Source organism: Streptomyces sp. NPDC126499 (assembly GCF_040302485.1).
Classification (GTDB): Bacteria; Actinomycetota; Actinomycetes; order Streptomycetales; family Streptomycetaceae; genus Streptomyces.
This window is the reverse complement of record NZ_JBEOUO010000013.1, coordinates 66,174-86,556: the sequence shown is the minus strand read 5'-3', so window position 1 is coordinate 86,556 and position 20,383 is coordinate 66,174. Positions and strand designations below refer to the sequence as shown.

Annotated in this window: 15 protein-coding genes; 5 read left to right on the top strand and 10 right to left on the bottom strand. The window is 72.8% G+C overall.

Going from position 1 to position 20,383, the window contains the following annotated elements:
- Position 1: 1 nt before the first annotated feature.
- The 7 genes from ABTZ91_RS20620 to ABTZ91_RS20590 form a co-directional block, all read right to left on the bottom strand.
- Positions 2–2,959 carry a M14 family zinc carboxypeptidase gene (locus ABTZ91_RS20620; RefSeq protein WP_352078627.1) on the bottom strand — a complete coding sequence of 986 codons (2,958 nt, stop codon included), beginning with the start codon at positions 2,957–2,959 and terminating at the stop codon, positions 2–4.
- A gap of 197 nt (positions 2,960–3,156) precedes the next feature.
- Positions 3,157–4,146: a DNA-binding protein WhiA gene (gene whiA / locus ABTZ91_RS20615; protein ID WP_030205188.1), complete on the bottom strand. Its 990-nt coding sequence runs from the start codon at positions 4,144–4,146 to the stop codon at positions 3,157–3,159.
- Positions 4,137–5,174: a uridine diphosphate-N-acetylglucosamine-binding protein YvcK gene (gene yvcK / locus ABTZ91_RS20610; RefSeq protein WP_352078626.1), complete on the bottom strand. Its 1,038-nt coding sequence runs from the start codon at positions 5,172–5,174 to the stop codon at positions 4,137–4,139. Before yvcK ends, whiA begins: the two co-directional genes overlap by 10 nt.
- On the bottom strand, positions 5,171–6,079 hold the full coding sequence (rapZ, locus tag ABTZ91_RS20605) for an RNase adapter RapZ (protein WP_352078625.1): 909 nt from the start codon (positions 6,077–6,079) through the stop codon (positions 5,171–5,173). The genes yvcK and rapZ overlap by 4 nt, the downstream gene beginning before the upstream one ends.
- Before the next feature lie 89 nt (positions 6,080–6,168).
- On the bottom strand, positions 6,169–8,166 hold the full coding sequence (uvrC, locus tag ABTZ91_RS20600; RefSeq protein ID WP_352078624.1) for an excinuclease ABC subunit UvrC: 1,998 nt from the start codon (positions 8,164–8,166) through the stop codon (positions 6,169–6,171).
- A gap of 172 nt (positions 8,167–8,338) precedes the next feature.
- Complete coding sequence (locus ABTZ91_RS20595) at positions 8,339–9,217, bottom strand: hypothetical protein (RefSeq protein ID WP_352078755.1); 879 nt, start codon at positions 9,215–9,217, stop codon at positions 8,339–8,341.
- A 5-nt stretch (positions 9,218–9,222) separates the two neighbouring features.
- Positions 9,223–9,816 carry a papain-like cysteine protease family protein gene (locus ABTZ91_RS20590; RefSeq protein WP_352078623.1) on the bottom strand — a complete coding sequence of 198 codons (594 nt, stop codon included), beginning with the start codon at positions 9,814–9,816 and terminating at the stop codon, positions 9,223–9,225.
- A gap of 235 nt (positions 9,817–10,051) precedes the next feature.
- Between ABTZ91_RS20590 and ABTZ91_RS20585 the strand changes: the two genes are divergently transcribed.
- Positions 10,052–10,981: a hypothetical protein gene (locus tag ABTZ91_RS20585; RefSeq protein WP_352078622.1), complete on the top strand. Its 930-nt coding sequence runs from the start codon at positions 10,052–10,054 to the stop codon at positions 10,979–10,981.
- Positions 10,982–11,043: 62 nt separating this feature from the next.
- Here ABTZ91_RS20585 and ABTZ91_RS20580 read toward each other — a convergent pair whose 3' ends face one another.
- Positions 11,044–11,469 carry a Rieske (2Fe-2S) protein gene (locus ABTZ91_RS20580; RefSeq protein ID WP_345489492.1) on the bottom strand — a complete coding sequence of 142 codons (426 nt, stop codon included), beginning with the start codon at positions 11,467–11,469 and terminating at the stop codon, positions 11,044–11,046.
- Between the two features lie 181 nt (positions 11,470–11,650).
- Between ABTZ91_RS20580 and ABTZ91_RS20575 the strand changes: the two genes are divergently transcribed.
- A complete protein-coding gene (locus ABTZ91_RS20575) occupies positions 11,651–12,544 on the top strand; it encodes a carbohydrate kinase (protein ID WP_352078621.1) in 894 nt (297 codons plus the stop codon).
- 50 nt (positions 12,545–12,594) lie between these two features.
- On the opposite strand, the gene uvrA is transcribed toward ABTZ91_RS20575, so the two are convergent.
- The gene (gene uvrA, locus ABTZ91_RS20570; protein ID WP_352078620.1) at positions 12,595–15,603 is read right to left on the bottom strand and encodes an excinuclease ABC subunit UvrA; all 3,009 of its coding nucleotides are present in this window, start codon (positions 15,601–15,603) and stop codon (positions 12,595–12,597) included.
- 214 nt (positions 15,604–15,817) lie between these two features.
- Between uvrA and ABTZ91_RS20565 the strand changes: the two genes are divergently transcribed.
- The 3 genes from ABTZ91_RS20565 (at position 15,818) to ABTZ91_RS20555 (ending at position 18,599) form a co-directional block, all read left to right on the top strand.
- Positions 15,818–16,519, top strand: a complete 702-nt coding sequence (locus ABTZ91_RS20565) for a maleylpyruvate isomerase family mycothiol-dependent enzyme (protein ID WP_352078619.1) — start codon at positions 15,818–15,820, stop codon at positions 16,517–16,519.
- Between the two features lie 47 nt (positions 16,520–16,566).
- A complete protein-coding gene (locus ABTZ91_RS20560; protein WP_352078618.1) occupies positions 16,567–17,223 on the top strand; it encodes an MBL fold metallo-hydrolase in 657 nt (218 codons plus the stop codon).
- Between the two features lie 89 nt (positions 17,224–17,312).
- Complete coding sequence (locus ABTZ91_RS20555) at positions 17,313–18,599, top strand: MFS transporter (protein ID WP_352078617.1); 1,287 nt, start codon at positions 17,313–17,315, stop codon at positions 18,597–18,599.
- A 32-nt stretch (positions 18,600–18,631) separates the two neighbouring features.
- Here the strand turns inward: ABTZ91_RS20555 and ABTZ91_RS20550 are convergent, their stop codons facing one another.
- The gene (locus ABTZ91_RS20550; protein ID WP_352078616.1) at positions 18,632–20,320 is read right to left on the bottom strand and encodes an NAD(P)/FAD-dependent oxidoreductase; all 1,689 of its coding nucleotides are present in this window, start codon (positions 20,318–20,320) and stop codon (positions 18,632–18,634) included.
- Between the last annotated feature and the right edge of the window lie 63 nt (positions 20,321–20,383).

Genomic DNA, 20,383 nt, shown 5'->3' with positions numbered 1-20,383 from the left:
TTCAGCGTCGGAGCGAACTCAGGGCCTTTCCGAGCAGAGCCGCCCGTTCCGTCGCATTCGGGACGTGCTCGAGTCCGAAGCCGAGGAGGACGGTGTCACGGGTGGTGACCGCCGCGTGGGAGCGGAAGAGCGCCTCCGAGACGGTCCAGCGCGTACTGTTCGCGGGACTTCCGGCCGGCGGCCCGGACGGGGTCCAGGCGCCGGTCCCGTTCTCGAACCCCTCGGTGTCGGTCGCGGCCCCGGCCGTGAGCCGGAGGTCGTCGACGAAGGCGCCCGTCCCGCCGCTGCCGGGATCGGAGACGTACGAGATCGCCAGCTCGACCTGCCGGCCGGCGTAGCCGCCGAGGTCGACGCTCGCCTGCCGCCAGCCGTTGGAGGGGCCGGTGAAGGAGTGCCAGGCGCCGGTGGTGCCGGTGGCGGCGCAGCCGTCCTGGCCGACGGTGAGGTAGTGGGCGAGGAAGGGGTGCTGTCGTACGAAGTAGCCCTCGCCGCAGTCGGCGGGCGGCTCGGCCGAGGTGCCGCCGCTCGCGTCGGGCAGGGTGGTCCAGTCGTCCTGGCCCATGGTGCGGGCCTCGACGATCAGGTGGTCGTAGCCGGGTTCGGTGTCATGGCTGACCTGGAAGGTCAGCTTCGGCTTGGCGGCGGCGTCCACGCCGGTGAGGTCCACGGTCCGGCCGAGCCGGGCCCAGGCGCCGTCGGTGTGGCGCAGGGCGGCGAAGCGGCTCCCCTCGTAGGGCTCGAAGGGAGTGCGGACGCCCGGGTAGTCACCGGCGGCGGCGCTGCCCGCGAAGTGCGGGAAGCGGTCGGGGGTGAGGGTGTCGGAGGTGACGGTGAAGGTGCCGGCGTGGTCGAGCGGGTTGTCCGCCGCCGCGCCGAGGCCGCCGCCCGCGCCGCCGAGACGGCCGGTTCCGGCGAAGGACGGCGGGCCCTGGAGGCCGGCCCGGCGGTAGGCGCCGAGGTAGTACTGGGCGAAGTCGTCGGACTGGGCCCGGCCGACCCGGACGGCTCCGCCGGACTTCTCGCCCGCGTTGACCAGCTTGCCGCCCTCGTTGAGGTAGGCGCGCACGGCGAGCAGGGTGGCGCCGGAGGGCTGTTCGGCGCCGGTGTACCAGACGACGGTGCGGAAGTGGCCGAGGACGCCGAGGGCGTGCGGGACGCCCTGGGTGGCGACGTCCCAGACGGCGGCCCGGCGGCCGTTCGCGGCGAGCGCCTTCACATAGGCGCCGGTGTGGCGTGCGGCGGTGGTGCCGCCCTCGTCGGCGAGGACGAGGACGTCGGCGCGGGGCCGCTCGGCCACGGTGTACGTGAACGGGGCGGACGCGGTCGTCCGGCCCTCGCGGGTGCGGGCGGTGTACCAGACCTCGACCGTGTCGCCGGGCCGCGCGCCCTCGACCCCGGCGCGGTACTCGTCGAAGTAGAGGTTGTCCTCACCGCCGTAGGTCTCGCCGCCCTTCCAGGGCTCCAGCCCCGCGCGGTGGGTGCGGCCGCCGTTGATCCGGTAGTTCAGGTTCTTGCCGCGCAGCGAGGCGCGGGCGGTGACGGACACCTCCTGGGCGGCGCCCCGGGCCGCGTAGGAAGTGGTGAAGGCGTTCGGGGTGAAGTCGGGGGCCGGGGCGCCGACCGGGGAGACCGGCCGGTCCGGGTGGGCGGAGGACTCGGCGACGGCGAGTGCGAACGGGACGTTCTTCGCGAACTCGGCCTGGATCAGCTTCTCGTCGTCGGGGAAGGTGAAGACGGAGGCGCAGTCGGCGGGGTCCCAGGCGTCGTCCGGGTCGACCCGGGAGGCGGTGGCGCAGGTGGACATCTCCGGGGTGAACATCTGCATGCCGTTGACGTTGGCGGCGTGTCCGTCGGCCTCGCCGTTGGTGGTGTAGAGCTCGGAGGAGACCTGCGGCCGGTAGCCGGGGACCGCGGGCTTCTGCGGGGTGCCGGCCAGCGCCCTGAGGGCCACGTCGTCGGGGGTGTCGGTGGCGACCTGCCAGCCCACCCCGTACAGGATCAGCTGGGCGGCGGAGTGGTAGTTGATGCCGTACTGGAAGCCGATGCGCTTCTGGAAGGCGTCCAGGGCGCGGGTCTCGGGCTCGGACATGGGGCCGGGGCCGCGGTACGTCTCGTCGGCCGGGTCGGGCGAGGACCCCTCGTCGTCGTAGCCCCACTTGTAGGCGAAGTTGCGGTTGAGGTCGACGCCGTCGCCGGGCCGGACGCGGCCGTCGCCGTCGTTGTCGCGCAGGTTCTTGCGCCACTGGCGGTTCGCGGGGTCGGCGTGGGTGAAGTCGTAGCCGTCGGGGTTGGCGGAGAGCACGAACCACAGCTCGGTGGTGTCGACGATCCTCGTGATCCGCGGGTCCCTGCCGTAGCCGTCGAGGTAGTGGTGGAGCAGCCGCCGGGTCATCTCGGGGGTGATCCACTCGCGGGCGTGCTGGTTCGAGAGGTAGAGCGTGGCGGGCTTGCTGCCGTCCTTGGTCTTCCTGGCGCCCTTGCTGAGCTTCAGGGCGAGGATGTCCTGGCCGCGGACGGTCCTGCCGATGGAGACGGCCTTGGTGAGCTCCGGGTGGGCGCGGGCGGTGTCCAGGATCTCCTGCTTGAGCCCGTTCTCACCGCCGTACGGGCGGAAGACGCCGTCCCCGGCGTTCGCGACCCGCTTGCGGGCCCGGTCGGTCAGGGTGTGCTCGGTGAGCTCGACGCCCTGCCGGCGCAGCTGCCCGGCCTGCTTCCCGGTGAGGTGGAGCTCCAGGGTGGCGGTGCCCTTCGCGGGCACCTGCTCGGTGAGCTCGTGGGCGTCGGTGCCGGCGTCGAGGAGGAGCGGCACCTGCTCCTTGGTGACCTTCGCGTGCCACACGGAGAGGTGTTCGAGGTCTCCGGCGGTGGGGTCGGGCTGTGCTCCGGCGACGGGTGCCGCCGCCAGAGCGGTGATCAGCAGTGAAGCCGCGGCGAGGATCGCTCTCGCTCTGCGTCTCATGAGCCCCCCTTGCTGTTGTCTGCCACGAAAGTGAACGGACGCCAGGCTCGTGGGGGTTCGCGGGCGCGTCAAGGGTGCGTCCGGCGCGCCGGAAAAGTTGCTGCCGATGCCTCAGAAAGGCACCGGCAGCGGTGAGTTGTACGGGATCGGGGCCCGGGGCGCGGCTTTCGGACAGGGCCCCGGGGTGCGGCTTTCGGTCAGCCGACGAGGCTGTCGTCGAGCTCCTCCGTCAGGTTGGACTCGGTCCCGGGGATGCCCAGGTCCTGGGCCCGCTTGTCGGCCATGGCGAGGAGCCGGCGGATCCGGCCGGCCACCGCGTCCTTGGTGAGCGGCGGGTCGGCGAGGGCGCCCAGCTCCTCCAGGGACGCCTGCTTGTGCTCCATGCGCAGCCGGCCGGCGGCGGCGAGGTGCTCGGGCACCTCCTCGCCCAGGATCTCCAGGGCCCGCTGCACCCGGGCGCCCGCGGCGACCGCGGCCCGGGCCGAGCGGCGCAGGTTGGCGTCGTCGAAGTTGGCCAGGCGGTTGGCGGTGGCGCGGACCTCGCGCCGCATCCGCCGCTCCTCCCAGGCCAGCACCGACTCGTGCGCGCCGAGCCGGGTCAGCAGGGCGCCGATGGCGTCACCGTCGCGGACGACGACCCGGTCCACGCCCCGGACCTCGCGGGCCTTGGCGGCGATGGAGAGCCGGCGGGCGGCCCCGACCAGGGCGAGCGCGGCCTCGGGGCCGGGGCAGGTGACCTCCAGGGAGGAGGAGCGGCCGGGCTCGGTCAGCGAGCCGTGCGCCAGGAAGGCGCCGCGCCAGGCCGCCTCGGCGTCACAGGTGGCCCCGGAGACCACCTGCGGCGGGAGGCCGCGGATGGGTCGGCCGCGGCCGTCCACCAGGCCCGTCTGGCGGGCCAGCTGGTCGCCGCCCGCGACCACGCGCACGACGAAGCGCGAGCCGCGGCGCAGGCCGCCGGGCGCCATCACGATCAGCTCCGAGCTGTGCCCGAAGATCTCCAGGATGTCCCGCTTCAGCCGGCGCGCCGCCATCGCGGTGTCCAGCTCCGCCTCGATCACGATCCGGCCGCTCACCAGGTGCAGCCCGCCCGCGAACCGCAGGATCGACGAGACCTCGGCCTTCCTGCAGCAGGTCCGGGTGACGGGGAGCCGGGAGATCTCGTCCTTCACCGCTGCCGTCATCGCCATGGGCCGATCCTTCCATGCATCCGAAAAATACGGTCGTACGCGGCGGCCAACAGCTCCGGATCGTGCCTTGGAGCACCGTCGGGCCGGGCCACCGGCGCCAGCTCGACCGCGGCGCCGAGCCGCTTGGCGGCTTCGGCGAGGGGTTCTCTCGCTGACGCGTCGGGCACGGCGGCCTCGTCGGCCAGCACCACGTCCAGGGCGAGTTTAGGGGCGTGTCGTGCCAAAACCTCCAAATGACGCTGCGGGGAGAAGCCCTCGGTTTCTCCGGGCTGCGGCGCGAGGTTCAGCGAGAGCACCCGGCGGGCCTTGGTCTCCATCAGGGCGTCGAGGAGCTCGGGCACCAGCAGGTGCGGGATGACGGAGGAGAACCAGGAGCCCGGACCGAGCACGACCCAGTCCGCGTCGAGGACGGCGGCGACCGCCTCGGGCACGGCCGGCGGGTCGTGCGGCACCAGGTGCACGGACTGCACCTCGCCCGGGGTGAGCGCCACGGTGGCCTGGCCGCGGACGGTGTCCACGTCCTGCGGGCGCGCCGGGTCGTGCCCCTTGACCAGGGCCTGGAGCTCCAGCGGTACGGCGGACATGGGCAGCACCCGGCCGTGCGCGCCGAGCAGCTTGCCGACCAGGTCGAGGGCCTGGACGGGGTCGCCGCCCAGCTGCTCCCACAGGGCGACGATCAGCAGGTTGCCGACCGCGTGGCCGCCCATCTCGCCCTTGGACCGGAAGCGGTGCTGGATCACCCTGGCCCAGGTCTGGCCCCAGTCGTCGTCGCCGCAGAGCGCGGCGAGCGCCTTGCGGAGGTCTCCCGGGGGCAGCACGCCCAGCTCCTCGCGGAGCCGGCCGCTGGAGCCGCCGTCGTCGGCGACGGTGACCACGGCGGTCAGGTCGCCGGTGATGCGGCGCAGGGCGGCGAGGGAGGCCGACAGGCCCATGCCGCCGCCCAGCGCGACGACCTTGGGCTGGGCGCCGCGCCTGCGGAGCGTACGCCGCACCGAGAGGGTGGACGTGCGCCGGCGGTACGGCTTCACTCGCGCCCCATGTCCCGGTGGACGACGACGGTCTCCACGCCCTCCGAGGCGAGCCGGGCGGCCAGCTTCTCGGCGGTGGCCACGGAGCGGTGCTTGCCGCCGGTGCAGCCGACGGCGATCGTCACGTACCGCTTGCCCTCGCGGCGGTAGCCGGCGGCGATCAGCTGGAGCAGCTCGGTGTAGCGGTCCAGGAACTCCTTGGCACCGGGCTGGTTGTAGACGTAGGCGGCGACCTCTTCGTTGAGGCCGGTGAAGGGGCGCAGCTCCGGGACCCAGTGCGGGTTCGGCAGGAAGCGCATGTCGACGACGAGGTCGGCGTCGACCGGCAGGCCGTACTTGAAGCCGAAGGACATCACGGTGGCGCGGAGCTCGGGCTCCTCGTCGCCGGCGAACTGGGCGTCCATCTTGGCGCGCAGCTCGTGCACGTTGAGGCTGGAGGTGTCGATCACCAGGTCCGCGTCGCCGCGCAGTTCGCGCAGCAGGTCGCGCTCGGCGGCGATGCCGTCGACGATGCGGCCGTCGCCCTGCAGGGGGTGGGGCCGGCGGACCGATTCGAAGCGCCGGACCAGGGCCTCGTCGGAGGACTCCAGGAAGACGATCCGGCGGGTGACCTGCTTGGCGTCGAGGTCGGCGAGGGAGTCCTTGAGGTTGTCGAAGAACTGCCGGCCGCGGACGTCGACGACGACGGCGATCCGGGCCACGTTGCCCTGGGAGCGGGCGCCGAGCTCCACCATGGTGGGGATGAGCGCGGGCGGCAGGTTGTCGACGACGAACCAGCCGAGGTCCTCCAGACACTTCGCCGCGGTGGACCGGCCGGCGCCGGACATGCCGGAGATGATCACCAGCTCGGGGATGGGCGCGTCGGCGTTGGTGTCGCCGGCGGGCTCGGTGGTGCCCGTGTCCATGTCCGGTGCTCCGTCTTCGTGCTCGTGGTGCGGTGCGCGCGGGTCGCGCTCTTCACGCTCTCCGTGCTCTTGGTGCTCTTCGTGCGTGGTCATGCCGTCGTGCCCCCGTCGTCTTCCATGATCTCTCCTGTTGCCGTGTTCACGGCGGGCGCGGCCGGGGCCGCCTGCGCGAGGGCCACCGCCACGGCCTCCGCGGTCTTGCGGCCCATGCCGGGTACCTCGCAGATCTGCTCGATTGTCGCCTGCCGGAGCCGTTTGACCGAGCCGAAATGCTTGATGAGCGCCTGTTTGCGGGTCGCGCCCAGGCCGGGGACGTCGTCCAGGGGACTCGTACGGATGCGCTTGTTCCGCTTGGACCGCTGGTAACGGATGGCGAAGTCGTGAGCCGTGTCACGCACCCGCTGGAGGAGGTAGAGGCCCTCGCTGGAGCGGGGCAGCACCACCGGGTCGTCGTCGCCGGGCAGCCACACCTCCTCCAGGCGCTTGGCGAGGCCGCAGACGGCGATGTCGTCGATGCCGAGCTCGTCCAGGGCGCGGCGGGCGGCGGCGACCTGGGGCTGTCCGCCGTCGACGACGACTAGCTGGGGCGGGTAGGCGAAGCGCTTGGGCCTGCCCTCCTCGTCCCGGCCCTCGGGGCCGGTGTCCGCCGGCACCTCACCGTCCCCGTCCACCCACTCGCCCGTCTTCTCCTTCTCGGCGAGGTAACGCCGGAAGCGCCGGCTGATCACCTCGTGCATGGACCGGACGTCGTCCTGGCCCTCGAAGCCCTTGATCTGGAAGCGGCGGTACTCGCTCTTGCGGGGCAGGCCGTCCTCGAAGACGACCATGGACGCGACGACGTCCTCGCCCTGGAGGTGCGAGATGTCGAAGCACTCGATGCGCAGCGGCGCCGAGTCCAGGTCCAGGGCCTCGGCGATCTCCTCCAGGGCCCGGGAGCGGGTGGTCAGGTCGCTGGCCCGCTTGGTCTTGTGCAGCACGAGGGCCTGCTGCGCGTTGCGCGCGACGGTCTCCATCAGGGCCTTCTTGTCGCCGCGCTGCGGGATGCGCAGGGAGACCTGGGAGCCCCGGCGGCCGGAGAGCCACTGGGTGACCGCCGTGGTGTCCTCGGGCAGGGCGGGGACGAGGACCTCCTTGGGGACCGCGTCGCCGCTCTCCTCGCCGTAGAGCTGCTGGAGCGCGTGCTCGACGAGCCCGGCGGAGTCGACGGCCTCGACCTTGTCGGTGACCCAGCCGCGCTGACCGCGGACGCGTCCGCCGCGGACGTGGAAGATCTGCACGGCGGCCTCCAGCTCGTCCTCGGCGAGGGCGATCAGGTCGGCGTCGGTGGCGTCGGCGAGGACCACCGCGTTCTTCTCCATGGCCTTGCGCAGGGCCTCTATGTCGTCGCGCAGCCGGGCGGCCTTCTCGTACTCCATGTCCTCGGCCGCGAGCATCATCTGCTTCTCCAGGCGGCGCAGGTACGTGCCGGTGCGGCCGGCCATGAAGTCGCAGAACTCCTCGGCCAGTTCGCGGTGCTCCTCGGGCTCGACCCGGCCGACGCAGGGCGCCGAGCACTTGCCGATGTAGCCGAGGAGGCAGGGGCGGCCGGCGGAGGCGGCGTTGCGGAACACCCCGGCGGAGCAGGTGCGGACCGGGAACACCCGCAGCATCAGGTCGACGGTCTCGCGGATCGCCCACGCGTGCGCGTACGGCCCGAAATAGCGCACGCCCTTCTTCTTGTGACCGCGCATGACCTGGACGCGGGGGAACTCCTCGTTCAGCGTGACCGCGAGATACGGGTAGCTCTTGTCATCCCGGTACTTGACGTTGAACCGGGGGTCGAACTCCTTGATCCAGGAGTACTCCAGCTGCAGCGCCTCGACCTCGGTCGACACGACCGTCCACTCCACGGAGGCGGCGGTGGTCACCATCGTCGCCGTGCGCGGGTGGAGGCTCGCCAGCGGCTGGAAGTAGTTGGCCAGGCGCTGGCGCAGGGACTTCGCCTTCCCGACGTAGATCACCCGGCGGTGCTCGTCACGGAATTTGTAGACCCCCGGCGAGTCGGGGATCTGTCCCGGCTTGGGGCGGTAGCTGGAGGGGTCGGCCATGGTCCCCACCCTACTGGCGGCCACCGACACTCAGCCCGGACGCGGGGGGTCGCCCACGAAGACGGAACCGGGCCGGGATCGCGCCGGGACCGGGCCGGGATCGCGCCCGGACCGCGCGGGAACCGGGCCGCGGGACACGCCCCTACGGCCCGGTCCCGGCGCGTCCGGACGGTCAGGGCGTCGTCGCCCGGGAGCCGGTGCCCCGGCGGCGCCGTACGGCCCCGGCCGCGCCCAGGGCGAGGGCGAGGAGGGCCCCGGCGCCCGCCGTGGCGGAAGCGGCGGTGACGGCCGGACCTGAGGCGTCGTCCCGCGGTGCGGGAACCGAGGCCGCGGGGCCGCCGGCCGCGTCGACGCGCGGACCGGAGGCCGGGCCCGCGTAACCGCCGGCCGCGCCCTTCCGCGCGTACGCGGAGCCCGGCAGCTTGTCGCCGTACGCCCGCGCGACCCGCTCCCGGTAGGCGGCCAGGGTGGTGCCCCGCGCGCCGACGGCCCGCACAGCGTCCTCGTCCAGCGGCAGCACCTTCGCGCCCTTGTGCACGTACCACGCGTCGATCTGCGGCTCACGGAAGACCGTTCCGCCGGGCAGCACCCGCCGCCCCTGCTCGGTGTGGAGCAGTTCGTCGTCGCCGGTGGCGATGTTCACCACCCGCCAGGCGCCGTCCGGGCCGCGCACGGTCCACAGCGAGGCGGTCCGGCCGTCGGCGGCGACCGCCCTGCTGGCGTGGAACTCGACGCGGGCCACCGGCGCCCCCGCCTTCCCCGCGACGAAGTCCGGGGAGAGGATCCGCACCGGCACGGACCCTCCCTCGACACGGGGCCGCTCGGCCGCCGTACGGGCGGCGGGGCCACCGTCCCGGGCGAAGAAGCGGGCGACCGTGTCGAGGGTCTGCGGCGCGGCGGCCGCCTGCTCGGGCGTCGGTGCCGGGGGCGGCGTCGGCAGCGCACCGGCCGCGTCGGCCGGGACGCTGCCGAGGGCCACGAGGGCGGCGGCGGTCAGCAGACCGGTCACGGCGCCGGTGGCGAGGGCGCGGGCGGATATCCGTACGCTCATCGTCGTCACGCCCCGATCCGGTAGAGCGAGTGGGTCCAGGAGAACGAGTCGTTGTTCACGTACCACGCGTGCGAGGCCCAGTTGTAGCGATCGCTCGACGGCCACGGGTCGCCCCAGTACACCCAGCTGCCCGCGTCGTCATAGCCGTAGACGACGTGCATGTGTCCGCCGCCGCTCGACCACTGGATGCGGGTCTCGACGGGCCGGTCGGCGTTGATCTCGGTCTGCACGGTCGAGTAGCGCAGCCAGCCGTCCACGTACGAGCCGGGGCTGATGCCCGTCCAGCGCAGTCCGTTCTGGACGTTGCCGAGGGTGGCCTGCCAGTTGGGGCAGTCGTAGCCCTGCTGCCGGTTGAAGGCGGCGTTGCAGAACTGGTTCTGGCTGTAGTTCCGGCCGTACCAGGTGGCGATGGTGTTGCCGCCGGCCGCCCAGCACCAGTTGGTCTTCTGCTGCGCCTGCATGGTGATGTTCAGTCGCTTGTACGCCAGGGTGGACACGTCCTCGCCGGTCGGCGCGGCGGTCGCCGGCGCGGCGGGGACGAGGAACAGGGTGGCGGCGGCCGCGGCGAGTGCCGTGAGCACCGGCCTTCTTCTGCGCATCGCGTTCCTCCCGATGGGGGGATGTGGGGAGTTGGAGGAGAGGAGCGCGTCCGGACGCTGGTCTGGAGCATCGGGCGTTGTCCGGATCCGGTCAACACGCTTCAATGCGGGGAGACGGCGCGCTGTGAACGGTGTGACCCGGATGTGAACGGCCGTCCCCGGTCCACCTGCCCGGCCGCCGGGGCGGCCGCCCGCTCCCCCCTCCCCCACCGTGAACGTTCACTGAGGAGTCCTCGTGGGCCACACCGAGGCCGATCTGGCGCAACTGCTGCACACGGGCCCGTTCCATCTCGCGCTGCGCACGGCGCTCGCGGTGCGCGGTCTGCCGCTCCAGCGGGTCCAGCACCATCTGGCGCACCGGGGCGTGAAGGTCGGTGTGACGTCGCTGAGCTACTGGCAGCAGGGTGCCCGCCGGCCGCAGCGGCCCGAGTCGATGAAGGCGGTGCGCGCCCTTGAGGAGGTGCTCCAGCTGCCGGGGAACTCGCTGATCCGGCTGCTCGCCGAGGACTCCGCCGGCCGCGCCGACGCCGACCGCCCGGCGACCCGCTCGTACCGCTCGCTCATCGAGGCCTCGGGGGTCGTGGAGCGGCTGCTCGCGGAGCTGGAGTGTCCGACGGACGGCGGGCTGCACACGGTCGGACACCATGAGCGGGTGCGGATCGGGGCGGGGCGCGAGCTGCTCGGGCGGGACTCCCAGCAGGTCGTGCGGGCGCACCGGGACGGAGTGGACCGCTATCTGGCGATCCACCGGGGCGATCCGGGCTGCGATCCGGAACGGGTGGAGGTGCGGGCGACGGAGAACTGCCGCACGGGCCGGGTGCGGCGGCACGCCGGGACGGGGGTGCTCGTCGCCGAGCTGCTCTTCGACACCCGGCTGCGGGCCGGGGACACCTACGTCTTCTCGTACGGCTTCGAGGACGGTACGGGCGGTCCCGGCCGGGAGTACGTGCGCGGCTTCAGCTTCGCGGGCGGGCAGTACGTGCTCCAGGTCCGCTTCGACGAGGCGGCGCTGCCGGTGCGCTGCCGGCGCTTCGCGCAGGCGTCGACGGGAGCGCCGCGCGGCGGCCGGGCGGAGCTGACGCTGTCCGGCCGGCACCGCGCGGTGCACATGGTGGAGCAGGGGGTGCGACCGGGGATCCTGGGGATCGAGTGGGACTGGGCGTAGGCCCCGTACCAGCGCGTCTCGGGCGGTGGGGCCGGGTGCCTCAGGCGGTGGGGCCGGGTGCCTCAGGCGGTGGGGCCGGCGATCAGGCGGCCGTTCTCGACGCGGACCGGGACCTCGGGGAGCGGGACGGTCGCCGGGCCCTGGAGGGCCTTGCCGGTGGTGACGTCGAAGCGGCTGCCGTGGCAGGGGCAGTTGCCCTCGTTGTCCTCGATCTTGTCGAGCACGCAGCCGGCGTGGGTGCACTGGGCGCTGAACGCCTTGTACTGGCCCTGGGCCGGGCAGTGCACCAGGAGCCGCTGCTCGCGGTAGAGCTTGGCGCCGCCGACCGGGATCTCGTCGGGCGCGCCGAGCGCGACCGGGGCGGTGGGGGTCGGGTTCTCGGCGTGGCCCAGCTTGGACTCGGTGGAGCAGGCGGCGACGCCCAGCCCGGCGGCCCCGGCGAGGGCGGCGCCTTTCAGCACGGTGCGGCGGGTGGACTGGCCGGACATGAGCGCTCCACGGAGGATCGGGACGAGGGGGAACGATTCGACGATACCGGCGGGCTCCGGTGCGCCCGCGCGGGGGCCTCCTTCGGGCGGGCGTGACCGAGCCGACGTGACCGAGCTCTCGTGAACACGTTGTCGTGGCCGCGCTGTCGTGACCGAGGGCCCATGGGTTACGTTCCGGTGCGTGATCGTCGTCGCCGGTGAGTCCCTGATCGACCTGGTCCCCGAGGGGGCGCCGGGCCCCCTCGCCCCGCTGCTGCCCCGGCCGGGCGGCGGCCCGTACAACACGGCGGTGGCCCTGGGGCGGATGGGCGCCGACGTCGCCTTCTGCTCGCGGATCTCGACCGACGCGTTCGGGGAGGCGCTGGTCGAGGGGCTGCGTGCGGCAGGCGTGTCGACGGACGCGGTCCAGCGCGGGCCCGAGCCGACGACCCTGGCGGTGGCCTCGGTGGGTGCGGACGGCTCGGCGCGCTACGGCTTCTATGTGGAGGGCACGGCGGACCGGCTGTTCGCGCTGCCGGAGCGGCTGCCGGAGGGGGTGCGGGCGGTGGCCTTCGGGACCTGTTCGCTCGTCCTTGAGCCGGGGGCGAGCGCGTACGAGGCGCTGCTGCGGCGTTCCTCGCGGGAGGGCGTCTTCACGCTGCTCGACCCGAACGTCCGGCCGGGCCTGATCCCGGACCCGGTGGCGTACCGGCAGCGGTTCGCGGGCTGGCTGCCGTACGTCTCGCTGCTGAAGCTGTCGGAGGAGGACGCGGCCTGGCTGGGCGGCTCCCCGGCCGCGTGGCTGGAGCGGGGTCCGGCGGCGGTGGTCCTGACCCGGGGCGCCGGGGGGCTGAGCGTCTTCACGCCCGGATACGAGGTGTCCGTCCCGGCCGTGCCGGTGGGGGTGGTGGACACGATCGGCGCGGGCGACACCGTGAACGCGGCGCTGCTGCACGGGCTCGCCGGGCGTCGGCTCGGCTCCCTGGGCCCGGCGGACTGGCGGGAGCTCCTGTCCTTCGCGGCGCGGGCGGCGGCGGTGACCTGTACGCGGGCGGGTGCCGAGCCTCCGTACGCGCACGAGCTGGGCGACGGGTGAGGGGCGCCCCCGCACGGGGGCGCCCCTCGGGGCCGGTCGATCGATGACCGTCAGGCCTTGCGGGCCCGGGCGGTCGTCTTCGTGGCCGCGGTCTTCTTGGCGGGCGCGGCCTTCTTGGCGGCGGCCTTGGCGGCCGTCGTGCCGGCGGTCGCCTTCTTCGCCGGTGCCTTCCTGGCGCTCCGCGCGGCCGGGACGGTCGCCGGGGCGTCGCTGACGCGGTCGCCCAGGATCTCGCGGAGGAACTTGCCGGTGTGGCTGGCCGGGACCGAGGCCACCTGCTCGGGCGTGCCCTCGGCGACGACCAGGCCGCCGCCGCTGCCGCCCTCGGGACCCATGTCGACGACCCAGTCGGCGGTCTTGATGACGTCCAGGTTGTGCTCGATGACGATCACCGAGTTGCCCTTGTCGACGAGGCCGGACAGGACCTTGATCAGCTTCGAGATGTCCTCGAAGTGGAGGCCCGTGGTCGGCTCGTCCAGCACGTAGACCGTGCGGCCCGTGGAGCGCTTCTGGAGCTCGGAGGCGAGCTTGACGCGCTGGGCCTCGCCGCCGGAGAGGGTCGGCGCGGACTGGCCGAGGCGGACGTAGCCCAGGCCGACCTCGGTGAGGGTGCGCAGATGGCGGGAGATGGTCGGGACGGCCTCGAAGAAGTCCAGGGCCTCCTCGATCGGCATGTCCAGGACCTCGGCGATGGACTTGCCCTTGTAGTGGACCTCCAGGGTCTCCCGGTTGTACCGGGCGCCGTGGCAGACCTCGCACGGGACGTAGACGTCCGGGAGGAAGTTCATCTCGATCTTGATCGTGCCGTCGCCGGAGCAGTTCTCGCAGCGGCCGCCCTTGACGTTGAAGGAGAAGCGGCCGGGCAGATAGCCCCGGACCTTGGCCTCCATGGTCTCCGCGAACAGCTTGCGGACGTGGTCGAAGACGCCGGTGTACGTCGCCGGGTTGGACCGCGGGGTGCGGCCGATGGGCGACTGGTCGACGTGCACGACCTTGTCGACGAGGTCGTCGCCGTCCACCCGGGTGTGGCGTCCGGGCACCGACTTGGCGCCGTTCAGCTCGCGCGCCAGGTGGGTGTAGAGGATGTCGTTGACCAGGGTCGACTTTCCGGAGCCGGAGACGCCGGTGACGGCGGTGAGGACGCCCAGCGGGAAGGAGACGTCGATGTCCCGCAGGTTGTTCTCGCGGGCGCCGTGCACGGTGAGGCGGCGCGAGGGGTCCACGGGCCGCCGGATCTCCGGGGTGGGGATGGCCTTGCGGCCGGACAGATACTGCCCGGTCATCGACTCCGAGTTGGCGAGGAGCTCCTTCAGCGGCCCGGAGTGGACGACCTTGCCGCCGTGCTCGCCCGCGCCGGGGCCGATGTCGACGACCCAGTCGGCGACCTTGATGGTGTCCTCGTCGTGCTCGACGACGATGAGGGTGTTGCCCATGTCGCGCAGCCGCACCAGCGTCTCGATGAGCCGGTGGTTGTCGCGCTGGTGGAGGCCGATGGACGGCTCGTCGAGCACGTAGAGCACGCCGACCAGGCCGGAGCCGATCTGGGTGGCGAGCCGGATGCGCTGGGCCTCGCCGCCGGAGAGGGTGCCGGCGGCCCGGTTGAGGGAGAGGTAGTCGAGGCCGACGTCGACGAGGAAGCGCAGCCGCTCGTTGACCTCCTTGAGGACCCGCTCGGCGATCTTCTTGTCGCGGGCGGAGAGGGTGAGCCGGCCGAGGAACTCGGCGCAGTCGCTGATCGACATGGCGGAGACCTCGGCGATGGACTTGTCCATCACCGTGACCGCGAGCACGATCGGCTTCAGGCGCGTGCCCTCACAGGTGGGGCAGGGCACCTCGCGCATGTAGCCCTCGAAGCGCTCGCGGCTGGAGTCGCTCTCGGCCTCGCTGTGCCGCCGCTTCACGAAGGACACGGCGCCCTCGAAGGCGGGGGTGGTGTAGGCGCGCTCGCGGCCGTAGCGGTTGCGGTAGCGGACCTCGACCTGGGTCTTGTGGCCGTACATCAGGGCCTTCTTGGCGCGCTGCGGCAGCCCGGCGTACGGGATGTCGGTGCGGAAGCCCAGAGCCTGGGAGAGACCGCCGATGAGCCGGCCGAAGTACTCCTTGGTGTGGCCGTGCGACCAGGGGTGGATGGCGCCCTCGTCGAGGGACTTCTCCTCGTCGGGGACGACGAGCTCCGGGTCGACCTCCATGCGCGTGCCGATGCCGGTGCAGTCGGGGCAGGCGCCGAAGGGCGAGTTGAAGGAGAAGGAGCGCGGCTCCAGCTCCTCGAAGGACAGGTCGTCGTACGGGCAGTAGAGGTGCTCCGAGTACATCCGCTCGCGCTCGGGGTCGTCCTCGGGGAGGTCGACGAAGTCGAGCACCACCATGCCGCCGGAGAGTCCGAGCGCGGTCTCGACGGAGTCGGTGAGCCGTCGCTTGGCGCTGTCCTTGACGGTGAGGCGGTCGACGACCACCTCGATGGTGTGCTTCTCCTGCTTCTTCAGGGTCGGCGGCTCGCTGAGCTGGATCGTCCGCCCGTCGACCCGGGCACGGCTGTAGCCCTTGGTCTGGAGGTCGGCGAACAGGTCGACGAACTCGCCCTTGCGCTCGCGCACCAGCGGCGAGAGGACCTGGAAGCGGCTGCCCTCGGGCAGCTCCAGGACCCTGTCGACGATGGCCTGCGGCGACTGACGGGAGATCGGCCGGCGGCACTCGGGACAGTGCGGCTTGCCGATGCGGGCGAAGAGCAGCCGGAGGTAGTCGTAGACCTCGGTGATGGTGCCGACCGTGGAGCGCGGGTTGCGCGAGGTCGACTTCTGGTCGATGGAGACGGCGGGCGACAGACCTTCGATGAAGTCGACGTCCGGCTTGTCCATCTGGCCGAGGAACTGACGGGCGTAGGAGGAGAGCGACTCGACGTACCGGCGCTGCCCCTCGGCGAAGATCGTGTCGAACGCGAGGGAGGACTTGCCCGACCCGGAGAGCCCGGTGAAGACGATGAGGGAGTCACGGGGGAGATCGAGCGAGACGTTCTTGAGGTTGTGCTCGCGAGCGCCACGGACGATGAGACGGTCGGCCACGCCGGTCCGCACCTTTCTTGAGAGAGCGGATGTGCCTGAACATCCAACAACCAAGGATGCCGGATGCTTCCTCCGAGCGTATAGCACGCACATTCGATTTCCGGACGGCCGCTGCCCGCTTCACCCGAACGAGTGGCCTCCCCGGCGCTCCCGCCCTGGTCACGAGCCCCGCCGCCCTGGCCGGACCGGCCCCGTACCCCCTAAGGTCGGCGCCATGATCGACCATGTGCGTGACATCGCCTCCGTGCGCGAGGCGACCGACCGGCTCATCGAAGCCGTCTCCTCCTGGGACAACGCGGCACTGGCCGAGCCGTCACGGCTGCCGGGCTGGACCCGCGGCCACGTCCTGGCCCACCTCGCCCGCAACGCCGACGCCCTCGTGAACGTGCTCCGGGGCCTGCCGATGTACGAGGACGCCGAGAGCCGTGACGCCGACATCCGGCGGGACGCCGGCCGTCCGGTCGAGGAGCAGCTCGCCGACCTGCGGGTCACCGCCGACCGCTTCGAGGAGGTGTGCCGCGAGTCCGCCGACTGGGACCGGACCGTGGAACTGCGCAACGGCGTCACCGACCGGGCCGCCCGGGTGCCCTTCCGCCGCTGGGTCGAGGTGGCCCTGCACCACGTGGACCTGGACGCCGGCTACGAGCTGGAGGACCTTCCGGAGGAGTTCACCGCCCGGGAGATCGACTTCCTCGCCGACCGCTGGTCCGGCCGCCCGGACGTGCCGCCGGTGACCCTGCGCCTCGCGGACGCCGGCGACCACCCGGGCTGGCGCACCGGCGGCACCGAGGGCGAGCCGGTCGTCCTGGAGGGCACCGCGGCCGGGCTGCTCGGCTGGCTGGCCGGCCGCGGCGACAAGGGCGCCCGCCTCACCGTGGTGTCCGGCGCCGGGCTCCCGGAGCTGCCGCCGCTGTGACCGCGCCCGGCACCCCGGTTGTCGGTGCCCGGCGATAGTCTGAGGCCATGACGTACAGCGGAGCGGTGAAGGTCGGCGGGCCCGCCGACGTGCACGAGCTGAGCGACCTGATGATCTCCAAGGTCGCCGTCGGCCCGATGGACAACAACGCGTATCTGCTGCGCTGCCGGGCGACCGGCGAGCAGCTGCTGATCGACGCGGCCGCCGAGGCCCACACGCTGCTCACGCTGATCGGTGACGACGGCATCGCGTCCGTCGTCACCACCCACCGGCACGGCGACCACTGGCAGGCGCTGGCCGAGGTGGTCGCCGCCACCGGCGCGCGCACGTACGCGGGGGCGTACGACGCCGAGGGCATCCCGGTCGGGACCGACGAGCTGGTGGAGGACGGCGACACGATCCGGGTCGGCCGGGTCGAGCTCACCGCCCGCCACCTGGTCGGGCACACCCCCGGCTCGATCGTCCTGATCTACGACGACCCCCACGGCCACCCGCACGTCTTCACCGGCGACTGCCTGTTCCCCGGCGGCGTGGGCAACACCCGCAACGACCCCGAGGCCTTCGCGAGCCTGCTCCACGACGTCGAGACCAAGCTCTTCGACGTGCTGCCGGACGAGACCTGGATCTACCCGGGCCACGGCAGGGACACCACGCTCGGTGACGAGCGTCCGCACCTCGCGGAGTGGCGCGAGCGCGGCTGGTGACCCCCGGGCGCCCCCGCACGCCCCCGTAACCCGGACGGCGGCCGGGTAGTTGGCGCGACATGCACCAGCACCACAGTCACCCTCCGTCGATGGGGAGGATCGCCACCGCCTCCCTCGTCGGCACCGCCATCGAGTTCTTCGACTTCTTCGTCTACGGGACCGCCGCCGCGCTCGTCCTCGGCCCGCTCTTCTTCCCGACCTTCTCCCCCGCCGCCGGGACCCTCGCCGCCTTCGGCACCTTCGCCGTCGGCTTCGTGTCCCGGCCGCTCGGCTCGATCGTCTTCGGCCACGTCGGCGACCGGTACGGGCGGCGCCCGGTCCTGTTCGGTTCGCTGCTGCTCACCGGGTGCGCCACGGTCGCGGTCGGCTGTGTCCCCACGTACGAGACGCTCGGCATCGCCGCGCCCGTGCTGCTGCTCGTCCTGCGCTTCCTCCAGGGCCTCGGCCTCGGCGGAGAGTGGGGCGGGGCGGTGCTGCTGACCGCCGAGCACGCGCCGGAGCGGCGGCGGGCGCTGTGGGCGAGCTTCCCGCAGATCGGCCCGGCGGTCGGCTTCCTGCTGGCCAACGGGGTGATGCTGGCGCTGACCGCGGGGCTGAGCGACGCGGAGTTCCGGTCCTGGGGCTGGCGGGTGCCGTTCTGGGCGGCGGGACTGCTCGCCGCCGCCGGGCTCGCGCTGCGCTCCTCGCTCGCCGAGACCCCGCAGTTCGAGCGGCTGGCCGCCGAGGGGCGGCAGGCGAACGCGCCGCTGGCCGAGGTGGTGCGCGGGCACTGGCGGCTCGTGCTGCTCACGGCGGGAGCGCTGGCCGTGGGCTACGCCGTCTTCTACACGGTCTCCACGTGGGCGCTGGCCTACGGGACCGAGCGGCTCGGTGTGTCCAGCACGGTGATGCTGAGCTGTGTGATGGCCGCGGTGGCGATCAAGGGGGCGCTGACGCCGTTCGCGGCGATGCTCGCCGACCGCTTCGGCCGCCGGACGCTGTGCCTGGCCGGCTGCGCGGCCTCGGCGCTGTGGATGTTCCCGATGGTGGGGCTGCTGCACACCGCGCGTCCGCTGCTGATGTTCCTCGGTTTCCTCGGTTCGCTGCTGGCCTTCATCACGATGTTCGCGGTGGTCGCCGCGTATCTGCCCGAGCTGTACGAGCCGCGGGTGCGCTGCACCGGCGCGGCGGTCGGCTACAACCTGGCGGGAGTGCTGGGCGGCGCGCTCACGCCCATCGTGGCGACCGCGCTCTCGGAGGACGGCTCCGGCCCGCCGTGGGGCGTGGCGGCCTATCTGACGGTGGTGGCGCTGGTGAGCCTGGGCTGCTTCGCGCTCCTGCCGGAGACGTTGCCGGACCGCACACAGGAGCGGGAGCCGGAGGGGGTGCCCGTCTGAGTCCGTTCTCCCTCCGCGAGGGGAACGGCCGGCTACCGGTCGACGTGACGTTCCGGGAGGGGCCGCCCGCCGTCGGAGGAGGAGAGCACGAATCCGGTGTAACCGTCGCGGGCCACGGCGTCGCACTCCTCCCGGTACCGGTCGAGCCCGCCCGCGTAGGCGAGGAACACACGGGGTTTGCCCGGGACGTTCGCTCCGGTGTACCAGGAGTCCACCGCCGGGTAGAGCGTGCGGTCGGCGAGCTCCGCCACGCGCGCGCCCCAGTCCGCCTCGGCGGACGGGGTGGCGTCGATCTCCGTGAGGCCGTTCCTGAGCAGGTGCTCGATGCAGCCGGTGATCCACTCGACCTGCTGTTCCAGGGACACCGTGATGTTGGTGAGCACGGAGGGGCTGAGCGGTCCGAGGACGGTGAAGAGGTTGGGGAAGCCGGCCGAGACGAGCCCGAGATGGTTGCGGGGGCCGTCGGCCCACCGCTCCCGGAGCGTCACGCCTCCCTTGCCCACGATGTCGATGGCGAGCTGGGAGCCGGTGAGGGCGTCGAAGCCGGTGGCGAGGACGATCACGTCCAGCTCGTGCTCCCCGTCCGAGGTCCTGATGCCCCGGGGAGTGATCCGCTCGATCGGGGTCGCGCGCAGGTCCACCAGCGTGACGTGCGGGAGGTTGTACGTCTCGTAGTAGCCGGTCCCCAGACAGGGCCGCTTGGTCGCGAAGGGGAACGTACGAGGGGAGAGGAGTTCCGCCGTCGCCGGGTCGGTCACGATCGACCGGATCTTGGACCGGACGAACTCCGCCACCGTCTCGTTGGCCTTCTCGTCCGTGAGGATGTCGGTGTAGGTGCGCAGCAGCCCGTTGAGGAAGCCCTCCTCCCAGGCGGCCTCGTAGGCGGCGGTGCGCTCCGCCTCGTCCGCCTCCAGCGCCGAGCGGGTCGGGGGTGCGAAGACGGTCCCGCCCCGCGAGCGCCGCTGGGCCTGCCGGAACTCCGGGTAGCGGGCCTTGAGCGCCGCCCGTTCCTCGGTCCCCAGAGGGCGGTTGCGGGCCGGCAGGACGTAGGCCGGGGTCCGCTGGAAGACGGTCAGGGCGGCCGCCTCGTCGGCGATGACGGGGATGGCCTGGACGCCTGAGCATCCGGTGCCGATCACGGCGACGCGCTTCCCGGCGAAGGAGACGTCCTCGCGCGGCCACCGCGCGGTGTGGTGGACGGCGCCCGCGAAGCTGTCGGCGCCGGCTATGCCGGGGTCCTTGGGGGCCGACATGCAGCCTGTCGTCAGGATCACGAAGCGGGCGGTGACCAACCGTCCGGTGTCCGTGGACAGCCGCCAGCGGTGGTCGTCCCCGTCGTACACGGCGCGGGTGACGCGGGTGCGCAGGACGACGTCCTCGCGCAGGTCGAACCGGTCGGCGACGTGGTGGATGTACCGCAGGATCTCCGGCTGGGAGGCGTACCGTTCGCTCCACTCCCACTCCTGGTCGAGTTCCGGGGAGAAGGAGTAGGAGTACGACGTGCTCTCGATGTCGCAGCGGGCTCCGGGGTAGCGGTTCCAGTACCAGGTTCCGCCGATGTCGTCGCCGGCCTCGAAGACCACCGCGGTCAGGCCGAGCTGCCGCAGCCGGTGGAGCTGGTAGAGGCCGGAGAGCCCGGCCCCGACGACCACGGCGTCGACCCGGTCGCCGGCCCGGTGGTCGGCGAGCGGACGGCCGCCGGACACCGGCCTGGCGCTCATCGGGAAACTCGTCGGACGGCCCATCGGGCGGCTCCTGTTCTGTCGGATCACGGACCACGGATC